This is a genomic window from Chlorobium sp. KB01 (genome assembly GCF_001975465.1).
Classification (GTDB): Bacteria; Bacteroidota; Chlorobiia; order Chlorobiales; family Chlorobiaceae; genus Chlorobium.
Genome location: NZ_MPJE01000039.1, coordinates 1 through 16,747 on the forward strand (window position 1 = coordinate 1; position 16,747 = coordinate 16,747).

At 49.2% G+C, this 16,747-nt stretch carries 18 protein-coding genes and 2 pseudogenes; 8 read left to right on the forward strand and 12 right to left on the reverse strand.

What is annotated here, in order from left to right:
• Nucleotides 1–719: 719 nt before the first annotated feature.
• The 4 genes from BOO20_RS04100 to BOO20_RS04115 form a co-directional block, all read right to left on the reverse strand.
• Nucleotides 720–1,130, reverse strand: coding sequence for a universal stress protein (locus BOO20_RS04100; protein WP_076790809.1), 411 nt, complete (start codon nt 1,128–1,130; stop codon nt 720–722).
• Nucleotide 1,131: 1 nt separating this feature from the next.
• Nucleotides 1,132–2,382: an Nramp family divalent metal transporter gene (locus BOO20_RS04105; RefSeq protein ID WP_076790810.1), complete on the reverse strand. Its 1,251-nt coding sequence runs from the start codon at nt 2,380–2,382 to the stop codon at nt 1,132–1,134.
• On the reverse strand, nt 2,379–2,732 hold the full coding sequence (locus BOO20_RS04110) for a nuclear transport factor 2 family protein (protein ID WP_076790812.1): 354 nt from the start codon (nt 2,730–2,732) through the stop codon (nt 2,379–2,381). The genes BOO20_RS04105 and BOO20_RS04110 overlap by 4 nt, the downstream gene beginning before the upstream one ends.
• A gap of 187 nt (nt 2,733–2,919) precedes the next feature.
• Entirely contained in the window at nt 2,920–4,125 is a 1,206-nt protein-coding gene (locus BOO20_RS04115; RefSeq protein WP_076790813.1) for a transcriptional regulator, read from the reverse strand.
• A 371-nt stretch (nt 4,126–4,496) separates the two neighbouring features.
• Here BOO20_RS04115 and BOO20_RS04120 point away from each other — a divergent pair, with 371 nt between their 5' ends.
• Nucleotides 4,497–4,871 (forward strand): hypothetical protein, encoded by a 375-nt coding sequence (locus BOO20_RS04120; protein WP_368665421.1) that lies wholly within the window; start codon nt 4,497–4,499, stop codon nt 4,869–4,871.
• 154 nt (nt 4,872–5,025) lie between these two features.
• On the opposite strand, the gene BOO20_RS04125 is transcribed toward BOO20_RS04120, so the two are convergent.
• The 4 genes from BOO20_RS04125 to BOO20_RS04135 all read right to left on the reverse strand — a co-directional run bounded on the left by BOO20_RS04125 (nt 5,026) and on the right by BOO20_RS04135 (nt 7,173).
• On the reverse strand, nt 5,026–5,847 hold the full coding sequence (locus BOO20_RS04125) for a molecular chaperone (protein ID WP_076790815.1): 822 nt from the start codon (nt 5,845–5,847) through the stop codon (nt 5,026–5,028).
• Nucleotides 5,848–5,969: 122 nt separating this feature from the next.
• Complete coding sequence (locus BOO20_RS13250) at nt 5,970–6,092, reverse strand: hypothetical protein (protein WP_255372198.1); 123 nt, start codon at nt 6,090–6,092, stop codon at nt 5,970–5,972.
• Nucleotides 6,093–6,110: 18 nt separating this feature from the next.
• Nucleotides 6,111–6,638: a hypothetical protein gene (locus BOO20_RS04130; RefSeq protein WP_076790816.1), complete on the reverse strand. Its 528-nt coding sequence runs from the start codon at nt 6,636–6,638 to the stop codon at nt 6,111–6,113.
• Nucleotides 6,639–6,702: 64 nt separating this feature from the next.
• Nucleotides 6,703–7,173 (reverse strand): hypothetical protein, encoded by a 471-nt coding sequence (locus tag BOO20_RS04135; RefSeq protein ID WP_076790817.1) that lies wholly within the window; start codon nt 7,171–7,173, stop codon nt 6,703–6,705.
• A gap of 44 nt (nt 7,174–7,217) precedes the next feature.
• Between BOO20_RS04135 and BOO20_RS04140 the strand changes: the two genes are divergently transcribed.
• From BOO20_RS04140 to msrB, 3 genes are all read left to right on the forward strand, one after another.
• Nucleotides 7,218–7,697 carry a hypothetical protein gene (locus BOO20_RS04140; protein ID WP_076790819.1) on the forward strand — a complete coding sequence of 160 codons (480 nt, stop codon included), beginning with the start codon at nt 7,218–7,220 and terminating at the stop codon, nt 7,695–7,697.
• A gap of 78 nt (nt 7,698–7,775) precedes the next feature.
• The gene (locus BOO20_RS04145; protein WP_076790820.1) at nt 7,776–10,073 is read left to right on the forward strand and encodes a PAS domain S-box protein; all 2,298 of its coding nucleotides are present in this window, start codon (nt 7,776–7,778) and stop codon (nt 10,071–10,073) included.
• 162 nt (nt 10,074–10,235) lie between these two features.
• Nucleotides 10,236–10,679 (forward strand): peptide-methionine (R)-S-oxide reductase MsrB, encoded by a 444-nt coding sequence (gene msrB / locus BOO20_RS04150; protein WP_076790821.1) that lies wholly within the window; start codon nt 10,236–10,238, stop codon nt 10,677–10,679.
• A 27-nt stretch (nt 10,680–10,706) separates the two neighbouring features.
• Here msrB and BOO20_RS04155 read toward each other — a convergent pair whose 3' ends face one another.
• From BOO20_RS04155 to BOO20_RS13315, 4 genes and pseudogenes are all read right to left on the reverse strand, one after another.
• Entirely contained in the window at nt 10,707–11,060 is a 354-nt protein-coding gene (locus BOO20_RS04155; RefSeq protein WP_076790823.1) for a GTPase, read from the reverse strand.
• A gap of 109 nt (nt 11,061–11,169) precedes the next feature.
• Nucleotides 11,170–11,952: a YoaK family protein gene (locus tag BOO20_RS04160; RefSeq protein WP_076790824.1), complete on the reverse strand. Its 783-nt coding sequence runs from the start codon at nt 11,950–11,952 to the stop codon at nt 11,170–11,172.
• A gap of 81 nt (nt 11,953–12,033) precedes the next feature.
• Complete coding sequence (locus tag BOO20_RS13065) at nt 12,034–12,762, reverse strand: transposase (protein WP_233120874.1); 729 nt, start codon at nt 12,760–12,762, stop codon at nt 12,034–12,036.
• Nucleotides 12,763–12,884: 122 nt separating this feature from the next.
• Nucleotides 12,885–13,625, reverse strand: a pseudogene (locus BOO20_RS13315) (transposase); the annotation flags it as partial.
• A gap of 61 nt (nt 13,626–13,686) precedes the next feature.
• On the opposite strand from BOO20_RS13315, the pseudogene BOO20_RS04170 reads away from it, so the two are divergent.
• The 4 genes and pseudogenes from BOO20_RS04170 to BOO20_RS04185 form a co-directional block, all read left to right on the forward strand.
• A pseudogene (locus BOO20_RS04170) lies at nt 13,687–13,965 on the forward strand (NADPH-dependent FMN reductase); the annotation flags it as partial.
• Nucleotides 13,966–14,070: 105 nt separating this feature from the next.
• Nucleotides 14,071–15,546, forward strand: a complete 1,476-nt coding sequence (locus tag BOO20_RS04175) for a hypothetical protein (RefSeq protein ID WP_076790826.1) — start codon at nt 14,071–14,073, stop codon at nt 15,544–15,546.
• A 27-nt stretch (nt 15,547–15,573) separates the two neighbouring features.
• Complete coding sequence (locus tag BOO20_RS04180) at nt 15,574–16,380, forward strand: DUF4239 domain-containing protein (RefSeq protein ID WP_076790827.1); 807 nt, start codon at nt 15,574–15,576, stop codon at nt 16,378–16,380.
• Nucleotides 16,377–16,667: a nuclear transport factor 2 family protein gene (locus tag BOO20_RS04185; RefSeq protein WP_076790828.1), complete on the forward strand. Its 291-nt coding sequence runs from the start codon at nt 16,377–16,379 to the stop codon at nt 16,665–16,667. Before BOO20_RS04180 ends, BOO20_RS04185 begins: the two co-directional genes overlap by 4 nt.
• Nucleotides 16,668–16,747 lie beyond the last annotated feature (80 nt).

Sequence of the window (16,747 nt, forward strand, 5' to 3'; positions counted from 1 at the left end):
ATTTGCATGTGAGAATGCTCAATTGAGATATAACCCTCATGAGAGTAAATGGGAGTATGAATTCAAATAAAACATTACCTAACAGCGCCTTGGCAAAAGTGGCGGGCTTGTGCTTTCAAATAAAAATTATGTGCTAATTTCGGTACTTAAGCGGTGTTTGGAAGTTTGGTGGGTCAAATCGCCACCTTCGCCAAGCCGCAAAACGTTAGCCGCAAGCCTAAGCGACATCATAGCTAATAGTTAGGTTTGACATTGCCTCAATTGTAAAAAGTAACTGACCTGCCACATTATAACCGTTATAAACCGTTATCGTAAGGTCGTTATGATACCCTTTGCCGATAGTCTTTTCTTCTTCTTTAATTTCGTGTATCTTATCGCCAAATGCAGCATATTGATACTTGTCGTTTACGGCAAAGTAAGTTGTGTCATAGTTGTCTGTTGTTATGAATTAAAAAGAGCACAAAAGTATGAAAATAGTTCAAATGTGGTAGCACAATAAACGGCCATCAGGAATTCCATATCATGACAAAACCGGTCTCTCGGGAAGTTGCTTTGAAATATAAAGAGATCCGGAATCTGCACATTATAATCACCATAGAGCGGCTTAAGTTCCTTGCATGTCGTGAGACAGACGAATATAGCGGTTTTTTTTTCTCCATTCACCTCTTTTTGAGATGCGTGGCAAGGGGGAGGCAAAGGGTGCCGGAATGAGCCTCCCGCTAACGATCGGAGTTGATCAGGAGCAGGGGGATCGTGATTTTTTTTCGAAGGGTTCTTGATACACTTCCAAAGAGAATTCTTTCCGGCAGCCGGTGGCCATGAGTCGCCATGGCAAGGAGGTCATAGCCGTTCTCCTCTATTTCAGAGAGAATTTCATCCTCAGGTTCTCCACTTCTGATAATCACTCTCGCATCAATGCCATCTGCCTGCATCTTCTCCCGGTAGCGGTTCAGCAGCGTGACTGCCTGCATTCGAAGGTCTCTGTCCTGATCGAGGGTATGGGAGTGGACAACATGCAGAAGATGGACCACTGAACCCGGTTCTGAAGCCAGTGATGACACATGCTCGATCACGGTCATGTCGGCATCAGAGCAGTCAATGGCTGTAAGGATATTCCTGTATCTGTGCATATCAGCTCCCTCCGGTAACCGTTGTGTAAAAAAAATAGATGTTGAGAATGATAACGATTGCCGCAATGAGTGATGCGGCAGCAAACTCCCTGTTCCGGCTTCTGAAGCCACCCATTACGTTGCGGTTGCGACAGAGAATCAAAAGCGAGAGAAGGGTAAACGGAAGCTGTATGCCAAGTATGATCTGGCTGAAAATCAGCAGCCGGAAGGTGTCGGCAGTAAAGAGAATGATCAGGAATGATGGTATCGAAGTGGCAAAAACCGTACTCCTGTAAAGGAGAGTTCCGGGATCTTCCGGTTTGCCGAGAAACCCGGTCAATACATTAGCTTCAGCCATTGATGAGGTCATGGAAGATCCCACACCCGAAAAAACCAGTGCGATGGCAAAGAGTAATCCTGCCAGTTCTCCGGCGAGCGGTTTGAGTGTTGCCGATGCCTCTTCTATATTGTATACCTGCACCTGATTATGAAAAAAAACCGCAGCCGAAACAATAATCATGGATGAATTGACAACCCAGCCGAGAGTCATGGCAGAAATGGTGTCAATTTTTTCATACCGGAGCAGCTTCATCTTTTCCTGTTCCGATATGCCCCACTCTCTGCTGTGAATGACATTTGAATGCAGAAAAATATTGTGGGGCATGATAAGGGCACCGAGAATAGCCATCGCCACATAGATGTTCTCCCTGCCGAGCTGAGGAAGAACAAGGCCGGTTGTGACTGCCGCCCAGTCAGGTTTGACAATCAGCAGTTCGATAAGATAACAGAGGGTTATGACGCCGAGAAAACCGACAATGATGGTTTCTATCCGATGGTAGCGCTGGCTGGTGACGAGGAAAATTTTGAGAAAAACAGTGAAGAGCACACCGATCCAGACCGGTACATCGAAGAGCAGTGAAAAACCGATCCCGCCTCCGAGAAGCTCGGCAATATCCGTGGCGATGCAGGCAGCAAGTACCGTGATACCGAGAAAGGCGGTCACCGGCCCTGGAAAATGTTCCCGTATGTTGACTGCAAGCGATTTGCCTGTGGCTATGCCAAGCTTGGCCGCCATGTGCTGGATCAGAACAAGCATGAGTGTACTGAGTGTAACTACCCAGAGCAGCTCGTAGCCGAACCGTGATCCCCCTTCAATATTTGTTGCCCAGTTTCCCGGATCGACAAACCCCACCGTAACCAGAAAGCCGGGACCAAGAAAGCCCAGCAGCTTGCTGAACGGAACACTTTTTTTGGTTCTTGAGCCGCTGTTCATGCCTGCATCGCTTTACGCAGATCCGTAGCGTCAAAAACCAGCCGAATGGCTTTAATGCGGTTGCCGGAAACAGTAAAGAACTCCGCTGTGCGGATGAGACCAGCCGGGGTTGCTGTTTCACAGTCATAGAGGAGAGCAGCGCCCTCTTTATCGAAAAAGCCGTTCTGCATGAGAACACGGGTGGTCATCAGAGCAAACTGTTTCAGTGCAGCCAGAAAATCATCAGCATTTGAAAATTGCTCCATACTGCCCTGAAAATCAAGATCATCAGCAAGAAAAGAGCGGGCTGCAGCAAAATCTCCGCATGTCCAGGCTTTGTGATAGGCTTCAATCAGTTTTCGGGTGTCCATGGTGCCCTCCGAAGGGAAAATGTTGGATAATTGACCACGGGGTCATTTCGACTGGCTGAAAGAACAGAAGTTACCATAGCTTAACAACAAACCGGGGTGAAAAAATTCACTGGTGGTGGCAAGCAAAAAAAAGCACTCTATCGCCAAAACCGATAGAGTGCTTTTTTCAACTGTTGAACAGGGGAGTTCAGAAGGTAACGGCCAGCTCGGAAAGATAGGTTTTGATGGATTGATGTTTTCCAAGACCGAGCTTTTTATGCATTCTGTAACGGATGCTTTCCATACCCCGTGTTGATATGCCGACAGAACGGGCAATATCACAGGTGTCGTAGTTCATTTTTACAAGCAGGCTGATTCTCAGCTCCCGCTGGTTAAGGTTCGGATGTTTTTTCTGAAGTTTTGACAGAAATACCGAGTCATCTTCAGTCTGTTCGGTGTTCAGCCTTTTTTCAATGGTTTCGGTCTCTATAAGGCCGAGACAGGTGTCAGCAATACCCTTTTTAACCTCTGTATCTATTTCAAGTGCATTTATCTGTGCAAGAATGTTCCGCAATTTGGTTGTTTTTTCGGCAATTGCAGTTGAAACCCTGGTGAGCTCCATATCCTGTGTTGCAAGCCTTGATTTAAGATCAGAGATCTCGGTTTTGAATTCGGTGACCGATTTTTTATTCAATTCCGCCTGTGCATTCATTTTTATAGTCATCTGGGTTAGTCGATTTTGAAGGTTGTTGGTAAGCTCTTGTACTTCTTTTTCACAGTCAAAATTTTTAGCGATGAGGTCAAGGCGAAGGGCTTCAATTGCTTTGAAAACCGTATAGTACCGGCTCTCCCCTGATGGAAGCTCTATCGGCTCTTCAAGCAGGTTCAGCCACGACAATCTTGCAACAGCTCCAAGAAACCGATGCTCTTCCCTTCTCTCCTCATCAGGGAGCTCCATTGAAGGAAGTACTCCTGATTTATACTCCCTGACTTTTTCAATAACCTCTTCATAGGTTTTGGCCTGAATGACGCAAAGTTTCCCGGGTGCGATGGCGGCGAACGATTCGGTTATAATGCGCATTGACTCGGCGATATTGTAAAAACCTATAACCCCGAAAAAGGGACTCCAGTTAAAAAAAAGATCGGTAATCGCCAGTTTGTAGCGATAGGTAATGCTTGTGGTATTGGCAAGGTCAAAAATGATATGAAACTCTCTGTTTTCGAGGCCGGCTTCCTGAAGCACAACCTGCAGCAGCTCGGCGTCCATGAAATCAAGAATCACATCCTTTTCTGACTCAATCCAGGTGTGAACGATATTATCATCAATCACCTCCATTCGCTTTGTATACCCGGCAGTCGGGTGTACACTTTTCCAGTTGCTGTTGTTTATGGTGCCCAGACTTGTTTCGCCCATAACAGAGAGGTGCCGGATTATTAACTTGTTATCGCTGTGGCGTATTAAGGTGAGTAATATCGGCTATTTTTTTGAATAAAAACAACTATTTCAGTTTTTTGCGAAATAAATTTTACTCTATTACGCCACAATACGTCTTAATGCTCCTCTTTGATACTGCATTGCTACAAGTCTCTCTTTCCAGTTAAAATACCATCTTTTCTCTATTAATTGCTCTATTATCACCTGTTTTTACATCTCCATCTCTCTGTTTTATTTGTTCTTCCCTCGCGAGCGATCCAATCCTGTCCATTGCCGAGGCACAAACTCATCAACCGTCTCATCTTGAGTATTATAAAACGGTACTCTTCCCTTTTGATGAGAGGGGAGCTTTGGATTTTTATACCTTTTTTTATGATTCAGCAGATCATTGGATTATTTTTGACCGGTCAGGCGGTGAGCTTCAGGCAATCAAAACAGAAGAGATCCCTATGCAGAAACAGAAGAGGTATGAGACGCTGGTTGAGCAGATTGTTGAGCGGTGGGCCGAGGGGAAGCCTGCAAATCAAATGCCGGGATCAACCTCAACAAAACCTTGCGGTTATTACCGGTTGACCAACTACCTGCTGGAGTATATGCTGCTCCATAACGCCTTCCCCGCCGGGGTTCATGCCATGCCGGAGGGACGTGATCGCTTCAATCAGGTCGAGCCCTCTTTTCCGGTGGACTTTGATTCCCTGATCGGAGATGCAGAATTTCCAGGGTGAGGAGCTGACACTGTTTTTTTTGCTTGCTCACGTTCTGTGCGGGTGTGCATCCGCTTCGTAAAGGGAAGGCACAAAAAGGAGTGTAATGACAGCAACAAAAAGATTGAAGCGTGTTTATTGCTGTCAGGAGTAGTGGTCCATGGTGGCGTATGGTTCAGCGGAAAATCTTTTCAACCTTTTCTCCGTCAATGGTGCCGGTTACAATAACGGTGTATCCGGTTGGAAAAGCTGCAACCGGAAGCAGAGTCTTTATGGTTCGGCTGGTTCCGGCAAGTACCGGTGTTCTGTTCAGGCTGCCTGATGTGATGAATCCTGCCGGCTTTTTATGGTTATGCGGCCATTCAGGAGAAGCGGGCAGAGATTTCAGCCCCGGAAAAGCCCCTTTTTTCCAGATCGCATAGTCTCCGTCAAACCTTGTGTGCACATTTCCCCGGTTTTCGATTTCGATACTGAGAATGCCTGAGGTGCGGTCAAGTTTCAGGCTTTTTATCGTGGACGAATGACGGACAACTCCCGAATAGCCATAGATACCGATGCCCTGGCGGAAGGTGACTTCAATTCCATCACCGGATAGTGTCGGGTAACTCTCTGTCAAAAAGATGATTGCCCGGTGTTCTCCTGGTTCAGTCACAGCATGCGGTTTGACTGAAAAATGAACAAGAGCCTCTTTGCCTGCTTCAACGGTAATATTTTCAGGAGTGACCACTATCCATTGATCAAGCGACTCTGCTTCACTCGGCACGGTTTTCATGTTGTTTTGTTCGTCAATTGTCCAGTTCCGGACCATTGCGCTCAGGCGGACAGGGGTATCACTGTTGTTTTTAAGCTGTATGGTTTCACTGATCGGTCCGGAACCAAGCTTCAGCTCAAAGAGTTTTGGCGATACAAACAAATTATAGATGTGATCGGCATGGAGTGAGTGAGCGGAAAGCGCGCAAAAAAGAAGGAGCAGGCAGATCGATACAATGTTTTTCATAAGGGTACCGCTATTGATCTATTTCGCAATTCAACTGCTTTATGCTTCCGATCCTCCCGGGATTATATTCGGGTTTCTCTGCACATTCGTACTTGAACCGCTCTCGACAATGCAGAGAGCCGTTAGAGCGCCGTTTCAGTGATCTCTTCTCCTCTGCTGCCGTTCATGATCCTGCCGCTGTCGGGAGTAAAAAAAATCGCATGATCTGAGGAACCCGGACTTTCCGGTGCTGCGAAGACCCGCATGAGGATGTGGCGGGCCTGTTAAATATGAGCAAAAGAGATGATCGTTTTAATGACGCCGCTGTAGGCGCCCCTGCTGGTTGCAGCAACCGGATAGATGATGATATCCACGACTTCCGACATTAACCAGTGCCTGTTGACATAGGCCCTGGAGCGTATCCCTTTCGCTTTGATCCTGATTTTTACCGATGAGGAAGGGTCATCAATATTTGAAAAGACATCCGGTTTCCCGTTGTTTCCGGTAACGCTGTACTCTGTAGTGACTGCCGGGAGGTGATTGTCAGGCAGTTCCAGTTGCCATAAGGGGTTTACCGTTCTAATGACGTGGATCTCATCGGGTCTGGTTTTGTTCATCTCCCTTTCATCTTTTCCCTGCACATCTTCAAGGCGCAGCGAGGCAAGAGTAATTTCATCGGGATTCAGAACAGCTGCTTTGGCCCACAGGGGAGCAGCGGTTAACCCCTGAAAGAGGAGAAGGATGATGGTGAGAAGGAGCGGAAGCCTTACGGTATGGCGTTCTGCTGAGAGTGTTATGCGGGATTTTTTCATGAGAGATAATCAACTTGTCTCATTTATGTTCCTCACCCTGCAGCTGCAGGAGAGTGATGGTCATTCAGGGAGCAGGCACTGATGTAGAGTCGGCAGGCGAAGGCCTCGATTGTGACGTTGACGGGGGTGCGCCCTGCTTTATCGCCGTCTCTTTGCGGAGTTTGCTGAAGTACTGAATCAGGGATTCCGAGATGTTTACGGTAATTTTTGTCTGGACCGTGACGGAGTTTTCAGCAAAAACCTCTCCCGCCCATGCAATGGAAGCGATGGCGAGCAGAAAAAAAATCGTTCTCGCTATGAGTGCAACGTTAGCAAAACGCATCATATCAGGCATTTTCCGGGAAGTCGTCAGGGCCGATATCATGCAATCAGGATTTCCGGCCACCGGCTGTTTGTTTTTCCAAGCTACTACAAAATTCATTACTACCAAAAAGAGGTTAAGGGTGCCGCCGCGCAGAAGAGGAGCTGAAACGAACGCCCTGTAACAGTTATGACCGCACAGGCTGGTATGCATCTTTTCAATATTATATTTCATGGTATATCGTTATCTGTTCACAAAGAAACCCCGGAGATTATCCGATGGAGAGAACCTCTCTGCTGCAATGCCTGCACGCAATTCAAAACCCGATTCTTCTCGATGGCGGCTACTGGCGTCTGGGCCATAAGCTGTTTATTCTGACAGCAAAGGGGCTGATTACGGTGGATTGCCGGGTGTATGACCCGATCCTCGGTCCGATTGAGTACAGTGAAAAGCACTGCCGGATGATTATGGAGATTGCCGTAGAGTTTGACTCACTTGAAGAGAATCGCGACCTTGATCCTGATGAGAAACTCTTTCTTTTCAACAAGGGCAAACCTGCTGTGCAGTACTGGGCATTTCAGCCGAAAGATGATGCCGCTCTTGATGAATACGCCTTTTCAAGTGAAAAATCCGATATTGAGTGCGCCTTCATTAACCACTACCTCGGCGATGAAATTGAAGCCTGGGATAGCATGGATGACAAATCACTGGCCAGGTGGACCGGAAAAATTGAAAAACATGGCTGTACGAAAGGGTGAGGGGATTTATCATGAAAAAGCTGAAAACTCTTCCTATTTTGGTTCAGCCGGGAGTTTAATACGCCATTGAAATTTTCTATGCAGAACAGTACTCATAAGCGAGAGGAGAAGGAGCGCAATGCACAACAGCGCGAAAGCACACTTAATGCTGTTTTTGATGCTGTAGCGGAACCGGCGTTTATTATGGACCGGGAAGGGACCATTCTTGATGCCAATCAGGCTTTTGCCAGAGTATGTCACAAAGAGGTACAGGCTTGCATTAACGTCAATGCGTATGATTTTCTTCCGCCTGAACTGGCAGCAGCCCGGCGGATAAAAGTAGATGAGGTGTTTCGTACCGGCCGGCGGATGATTTATGAAGATGAGCAGGAGGGTCATTGTTATCGCAATACCTTATACCCGATTGCCGGCCTTGATGGCAGGACGTCACAGATCTATATTGTTGCGCAGGATATAACCGATCTGAAGAGATCCGAAAGGGATGCGGAGACGACGCAGACTCTTTTTGGTGCGCTTAAAGAGGCGGTGCCCGGTGCCTTCTATATGCTTGATCCTCTGACGGGCAATATTATTGATGCCAATCAAGCAGCTGCGGCTTTTTACGGGTGGTCTATTGATGAACTTTGCCGCAAGCATATCCGGGAGGTCGATACTCTTCCTGAAGAGGAGCTGACCCGCTTTATGTCGCAGAACCGGTTATCGGGAAAAAATCAGTTTGCTTTCCAGCACCGAAGGGCGGATGGTTCCATTCGTGATGTCGAGGTGTTCAGCTCCAATATCACCATTGGAGGCAGGGAGCTGCTTTACGCAATTGTGCATGACGTAACCGAGCGCAGAGCAGCGGAGCGGGAGCTGCAAAAACTGAGCGTTGCCATGCAGCAAAGTCATGCCATTGTGGTTATTACCGATCTGAAGGGAGATATTGAATATGTTAACCCGGCATTTACCATCTCCTCCGGTTACAGCCAGGAGGAGGTAATCGGCAAGAATCCCCGCATGCTTCAGTCCGGAACCATGCCGCAGCCGGTATATGCAGAGCTCTGGCAAACGATTCTTGCCGGTGGTGTGTGGAAAGGGGAAGTGTATAACAGACGTAAAAACGGAGAGTTTTACTGGGAGTCGGCCGTGATCTCGCCGGTTCTGAATGAAGAGGGTGTTATCACCAATTTTGTGGCGATCAAGGAGGATATTACTGAAAAGAAAAAACTGTGGAGCGAGTTGATTGCGGCCAAAGAGCATGCGGAGGAGAGTGACCGGCTTAAAACCGCCTTTCTTGCCAATATCAGCCATGAGATTCGCACCCCGATGAATGGTATTGTCGGTCTTTCAGAGATCCTGAAAGATCCTGATCTGTCAAAAGATGAGCAGTCGCTCTATATTGATCTTATTGACCAGAGCTGTCAGCGTCTGCTTTTTCTCATCAATGACATCATTGATATTTCCCGGATCGAAGCCGGCAAGACCAACGTGAAGATCGGCAGGACGCCGGTCAACACTACGCTCCGGGATCTCCATGCCTTTTTCAAGCCCCTTGCAGAGCAGAAAGGGTTGCGTTTGAGTTGTAGCGCCGGATTGTCAGACAGTGAAAGTGTCATTGAGACCGACAGCACCAAGCTTACGCAAATTCTGACGAATCTGCTGCAGAATGCCCTGAAATTCACCAAAGAGGGGCATATTGACTTTGGTTATGCCTGCAAAAAAAATACGCTTGAGTTTTATGTGGCTGATTCCGGTATCGGAATATCGCCTGACATACAGACGAAGATTTTTGAACGGTTCCGCCAGGCGGACAACTCCCTGACCCGAAACTATGAGGGAGCAGGGCTCGGTCTGAGCATTTCCCAGGCATATATTGAGATGCTTGGAGGTCGCATCTCGGTCAAATCTATAGAAGGAAAAGGGAGCGAGTTTATATTCACCCTGCCTTACAATCCTGCCGGTTTTGTGGAAACTGATGTTCAGCCTGATGCTGTCAGGCCCAACCATGATTCCCTGCCCGTGATGACCATTCTTATTGCTGAAGACGATGCCGTCAGCGGTATTCTGCTTGAGAAAACACTGCAAGCCGAAAGCATAACGATCCTTTCCGCCGGTAATGGACTGGACGCTGTGGAGCTTGTAAAAGCGCATCCGGAGATCGGGCTTGTGCTTATGGATATCAAAATGCCGGTCATGGACGGTTTTGATGCGACAAGGCTGATCAAGCAGTTTCGGCCCGGGTTGCCGGTTATTATGCAGAGTGCCTTTACCTCGGAATCGGAGAGGGGAAAAGCGGAGGCGGCCGGGTGTTGTTCCTTTATCACCAAGCCGGTTAAAAAAGAGTTGCTGCTTGAATTGATTCATGCCGCGCTGAATCGTCAGCCGGATAAACAATGAGATTTTCTGACGAACAACCTTTTTTTGAAAAGGCCTTAATCCACCTTCCGGCATGCATATAAAACGAACGGTTCTTATCTTTCCTGTGTTTATGGAGAGGCGGCAGGAATTGGCTTGTACAACGGAGTGCCATCGCCAACAGTCACTGAAAAATGCAAAACCATGACCCGGAAGACTCAAACCGTCAAATCCTACTTCTCCCGAAGTGATACATCCAAACTTAATGTACCGGATGCTGAGTGGAAAGAGTTGCTCTCCGGGGCACTTTATGAGGTTGCGCGAAAAGGAGCTACCGAGCAGCCATTTACCGGAAAGTACTGGGATAATGAAGAGTGCGGAACCTACTTCTGTGCCCTGTGCGGCAACACCCTCTTCCGCTCCGAGGCCAAGTTCTCCAGTTCATCCGGCTGGCCGAGTTTTTTTAAAACCGTGCGATCGAACAGTGTCCGGTATCGCAAAGAGAGTTCAATGGAGATGGAAATACTCTGTGGTCGCTGCGGCGCCCACCTCGGTCACCTTTTCGATGACGGCCCCCCCCCCATGGGTCGCCGTTTTTCCATAAACTCCATCGTGCTTGGATTTGAAGCGGACTCTCTGCAACCATAAAGAGCAGTCCTGAGCGCTCTTCTCTCGTCACGCCCCTGGCGGAAGCTCTTTTTTTACTGCCGCAATAAGTTCCTCAAGATCGCCGAGCCGGTCAATCTCTTTTTTTGAGAGCAGAATCTCGAAACTGTCGCTCTTTTTCAGAATGAGGGGGTATTCAAAGCTGCGACTATATTTTTTTTCAAATTCATCGCGGTGCAGGAACTCTACCGGAACACCGATCGAGATGCGGAACGCTCTCCAGGCATCCTTTTCGGTAAACGGGCCATGGGTCAGTTTGCAGAGGCTGCAATCGTAGGTTTCGGGGCTGAGGATCTTATGGCCCAGGTCGATGAGAGAGCTGAGCGGGTTGCTGTCGGTATTGTAGACAAAAATGAGCTTCATAAGGGTAGAGCTTTACCAGCTGTCGGGCCGGGAGTGGTGAAATTCCAGTGAGCTTTACAGTACATAAACACCCCCGGTTCTCAAGAGTTCCCTTGATGCCGGTACCCTGTCAATCCAGCCTCCCTGCAGCCCTTTTGCGCGCCACTTTGTAGAGGTAACCTCGAAGATCGTCTATTGCCGGTACGACGGCGAGCAGGACAAGAAGGAGTGCAAGCGGGACAGTCAGCGCATAGCCTATCACCTTGAAGCCGAGAGCGCCAAAAAGTCCGCCGCCAAAGAAGGAGAGCGTCAGCGTCGCAAGCACCCTCAGCCGGTCCCGGTCAGCCACAACATCCTCCTCTGCCTCAAGGGTGTGGCGGTTCCAGTAAAAGAGTTTGCCGAGTTCAATGCCCATATCGGTAATGATGCCGGTCAGGTGGGTGGTTCGAATCACCGCGTTCGAGAGTTTGGTGATAACGGCATTCTGCAGCCCCATCATAAAGCAGAGCAGCATCACCGTAACCGGTACAAATACGCCGTTGATGGTGGAGAGCTGAGCGCCAAGCAGGCCGAACGAGAGCAGGAGAAAGGCTTCAAGCAGGAGTGGAAAAGCGAACTCGCTGTGCAGGTGCCGCCGCCGTGCAAAGTTGACCATGACGGCTGTTGTTGCAGCACCGGCGAGAAAGAAGGATACGCCGCCGAAAGCACCGAGCGCAAGATCACCGTTGCCGAGAACAATGTTGTCGGCCATTGATGAGACCATTCCGGTCATGTGCGAGGTGTAGAGCTTGACGGCCAGATAGGCACCGGCATTGGTTGCTCCGGCCACAAAGGCGAGTGCGAAGCCGAGATGACGGTTTGTTTCCGTCGATCGTTTTCGCCCCGACAGGCGTCTTGCATACTTGATGGGCATAGGAGGAAGGGGGGATCCGGTTATTTTCGTCAGCAGGCAGTATAGCAAAAAATTGAGTGCTTCTCATCCTGACTTCTGCCATTAGTACGAAAACTCTGCACTAATGAATTGCAGAAGAGGATTGTTAGTGAATTCTTGAATATTCATGGGTAAGCTATGCAATTCTCCGGTTCGTTCATCACGGACAATTGCTTCCTTGATGTCCCACAGTTGATCACGAATTTGACGAAGCGATACTCCCGTTTTTATCTCCAGATATTTTCCCATCATCAAGGCCATGAAGCAGACGAGTATATGAGCCCTGATGGCATCTTTCGGGAAATGGAAGATCGGCCGGGCTTTCAGATCTGATTTACTCATGCGAAACGCCTGCTCGACGTGCCAAAGATCACGGTAATAGGCAACGACTTCGGCGCTGGAGATCTCATTTTCCGGAATGTTGGTGACGAAGCCCTTGATGCCAAGCAGCTTCTCAGCCTTTGCCTGAAGGGCGCTATCAAAAATGAACGGCTTGTCCTTTTCCTTGGTCTTCTTGACGAATTTTGCTCGCCGTCCGGACTCGTTTTTTTCAAGCAGGGCGAGAGCCCGTTTCACCTGCTTGTCAAGGTCCCGCTTGTCTTTCTTGTACCGGGTTTCCGAGAACTCGCAGATCATGATAGCATGCTTCACGAAATCCTCATAACTGAAACGACAGAGGGCTTTGTCCGTAGGGGGAAGGTTATGATGGACGCGATCAATGAAGCTGCTGGCAGCACTGGCCAATCGCGCCCCGACAATGTAGCGATACCCGTCCTGCTCAAGTTCCTGCATATTGATTTTCGAGAGCATGCCCGCATCGGCGACAATAACCGGCTTGGTATCACCGATCCGGTTCTGGAGCGATGCACAACATCAAGCATCGTCTTGCCCTCGAAGGTGTTGCCTTCAAACACTTCATGCATGACGGGAAAACCTGAACGGGTGGTGATCAGGCCGATAACGATTTGCGGCTGCTGAGGTTTGTTGTCCTTGGAAAAGCCCGGTTTCTGAAATTCGTACTCCTTGAAAGACTCGAAGTACAACGTTGTAACATCGTACAACACAAGGCTGAATGCCTCTTTCAGGGATTTCTGGATCGTCTGGATTGCAGCAGTTTCGATTGCCTCCTGATATTCAAGAAGCTTGGGAAATAATCGATACACAGTCCGTTCAGTATGACGGACGTTGAAGTACCGCTGCAAGAGTTCAAGGGTTCGAAGCTTTGACGCGGGCTCAATAATACGCATGAGGGCAAAATCCAGGTACAGCTCAGGTAGCGCTCCCAACCCACACTTCCGTGCACAAGAAAGCAGCGCATTGCGGGCAAAGAGGTGCTTTACCTCGACGAGCCAAAGCCGGGATGGCTCCAACTGCGACGGAGCTGGCGCAGGCGGTGGTGCCTCAGCGAATAAACTGGGCTGGCGACAATGGTTCTCGACATATTTGCTTGCCTCATCCAACAGCAATTCAAGCTCGTGCTCATCGTGGGCACTGCCGAAATGCTTGAGGAAGGGGCGCTGCTTGCCCTTGTTTTGCACCACCTGGACGGCAGTTGCCCCAGATGCGGTCTTCACCGTTCTGATTGTCAAGTCTCCACGCATGGGGGAAAATAGCATTAGTGCGAAAACTCGAGAATCAGAAAAATTTAACTCCATTCAAAACAATGAGTTAATTTTTCTGGCAGGGCTGTTTTTCAGGGTTGGCAGAAGTCGGGAGGCTTCGCGTCCCTACGGTCAAAGTGCCTGGTCCGGCAAGCCTGCCGGTATTATCGGAATCTCTCCGGGAGCCGCCGGTACCGCGATGGCTCAGCAGCATTTGCGCAATATTCTTGCGTTTCTCGATGTGCCGGTGCTCGCTCAGCCGGAAGCGTTTATTCAGCATAAAGAGGGCCTGTTTGATGCGGGCGGCAATATCATTGAGAGCAGCCGCCAGTTCCTGCAGAGCTGGATGGAGAGGTATGTTGCCTGGGTGAAACTGCACCGGACGAAGCCCTGAAAAGGGTTGCACGCTTTTCGTTATCGAATGCGTTGAAATAAGTGTAAATTAGTCTGTTGGTCTGTAAGCTGCCCTTTTTCTCTCAACCTAACCACGTCTCTGGTTATGCATAGAAAATCAGCTCCCCTGATCATGCTCTGGATGCTTCTTCTCCCATTCGCAACCCTGCATGCACGCCCTAAAGATTCAGGCCCGTACAGTGCAACCAGGGCATACTATCAGAGGCTGATAGCACCCGCAAAGCCGGATATTGCCGGACTGAGGCTCTTCTTTACCCTTATGCCGAAAGGGGGGGATATTCATCAGCACTTCACCGGATCACTCTACGCGGAGAACTATCTGGAGTGGATACAGCGTGAGGGGTGCTGGATCAGCAAAAGTGACTATTCGGTTATAACTCCAAAGGATACCGACAGGCTGAAAGACACAGTCTCCGTTAAAAACCTCAGAAGCGACAGGGCGATGTCCAGTGACTTCTTCACGCACTGGTCCGACAAGGATTATGCCAATCACTATCATGATCAGCTTCCTCCGGACGCCCAGTTTTTCAATACCTTCATCTACTTCTCAAAAATCTTCGGTACAAACCGGAACTACTACCGGGAGGGGCTCCTGAAGCTCAAGGAGCGGGCGAAAAATGAGAACGTGCAGTACCTCGAAACCATGTTTGTCTCTCCCGGTTATCAGAAGTCCGATCCGGCGTTTGACAGCCAGGTCAGAAGCGGCGTAATCAACATCGATAACAAGCAGTTCCGCACCCTGCTTGACAGCTTCCTGCTTGGTGTTACCCGGGATACCCTCTTCTATGACAAGGTTCATCAGTATCGTGAACTTGTTGAGTCAAGCAGAAAAAGGGTTGATGACGAGAGTTTTACACTCCGGTTCCAGAGCTATGTTTCCCGGAACTCCGCCCCCTCGGTCTTCTTCTCCGGCCTCTATACCGCATTTTATGAAGCGGATAAAAATAACGGGGTTGTCGGTGTCAACATCGTCAGTGCCGAGAACGATCCGGTTGCTCTCGGTGACTACCGCCTGCACATGCAGATGTTCCGGTACATGAAAGAGAAGTATCCCCATATCAGAACCTCCATGCATGCCGGAGAGCTGGCATCAGGCATGGTGCCGCCGGAAGAGATGAAATACCATATTGCAGAGGCGGTTTCGGTTGCCGGAGCCGGCAGGATCGGTCATGGAGTCGATATTGCCTATGAAACCGGAGCCCTCTCCACTCTGATACGGATGAAGGAGGAACGGATTCCGGTTGAGATCAACCTCACCAGCAATGAGTTTATACTTGGCGTAAAAAATGAGGCGCATCCGATCAGGCTCTATACCGGGAGCGGAGTGCCGGTAGTGATATCATCTGACGATCCCGGTGTTTCACGCAACTCACTCACCGAAGAGTATGTGCTGCTTGCCAGCCGATACCGCTACTCCTATGACGAGGTGAAACAGTTTGCAGCAAACAGCATTATCTATTCATTCCTGAAAAAGGATGAGAAGGAGAGAGCCCTGCAGCTTTTGCAGAAGAAGTTCACCGAGTTTGAAGGCAGGATTGCCGACTTTGCGCGTCGCAACTGACGGGCAACAATCAAAAACTGATCGGATATGTTTACCCTTATCATCTGTCTGTTGTTTGCCGGTCTGTTTGCCGGCATGCTGCTGAGTGTTGAAATCGGGCGTCGTATCGGCCTCGGAACCATCAGGCATAACCCTGACGGCCTGGCAAAAGGGATAAACCCGGTTGAGGGTGCGGTGTTCGGTCTGCTCGGGCTTATCATCGCCTTTACCTTTGCCGGGGCCGAGTCGCGGTTTGAACATCGCCGCCACCTGATCACCGAGGAGGCCAATGCGATCGTTACCGCATACCTGCGTATAAAACTGCTGCCACCTGATACGCAGCCGGAAGTAAGGGATCTCTTCCGCCGCTACCTCGACACCCGGGTGGCTGTTTACAGAAATGTGGAAGATGAGGCCGGTACAAAGGCCATCCTTAAAAAAAGTGCGGCGCTGCAGGAAGAGATCTGGCAGAAGTCTATAACTGCCTGCGAAAGGCCTGATCTTCCGAAGCATTCCGGCATTCTGGTCTTTACAGCCTTGAATAACATGATTGACATTACAAACACCAGAGCCACGGCCACCATTGATCATCCTCCGCTTGTCATTCTGCTGCTCTTTTTTGCATTGAGTCTCATCAGCTCCATGCTTGTCGGCTACAACATGTCGGTCAACAACAGGCGTTTCTGGTTTCATCCGGTAGCCTTTGCCGCGATTGTCTCACTTACGGTATTTGTGATCCTCGACATCGAGTTTCCGCGCAGAGGGCTCGTTCGCGTTGATCATGCCGACAAGCCCCTCATCGAACTCCGTCAGAGCATGCAAAACAGCCAGCAATCAAACAAAACAGCTCCATGAACAGTAACAGCCGGGCCACATTGGACGTTGTCCTGCAATTTCTCGACAACTATTCGAAGCAGGATATTGATGCCTGCCTCTCTGCGTTCAGCAGCGTAAAAGAGCTGAAGCTGCTCGGCACGAACGATAACGAAGTGTTCAGCTCGCTTCAGGAGATCCGCGAAGCCTTCAGCCGCGACTTCACGAGCATGGCAAATATCCGCTTCGGCGAGATCCGCCACAGCCATGTCGAATCCGTTGACACGCTCGCCACGGTTCTGGTTGAACTGCCGATCACCTTTGAATAATATCCCCTTCAGCGCCGGAACCTACGGAATATGTCAACAAAGATGTCGCATTATTTTAAAAAAAATCAATCAACTTTGTC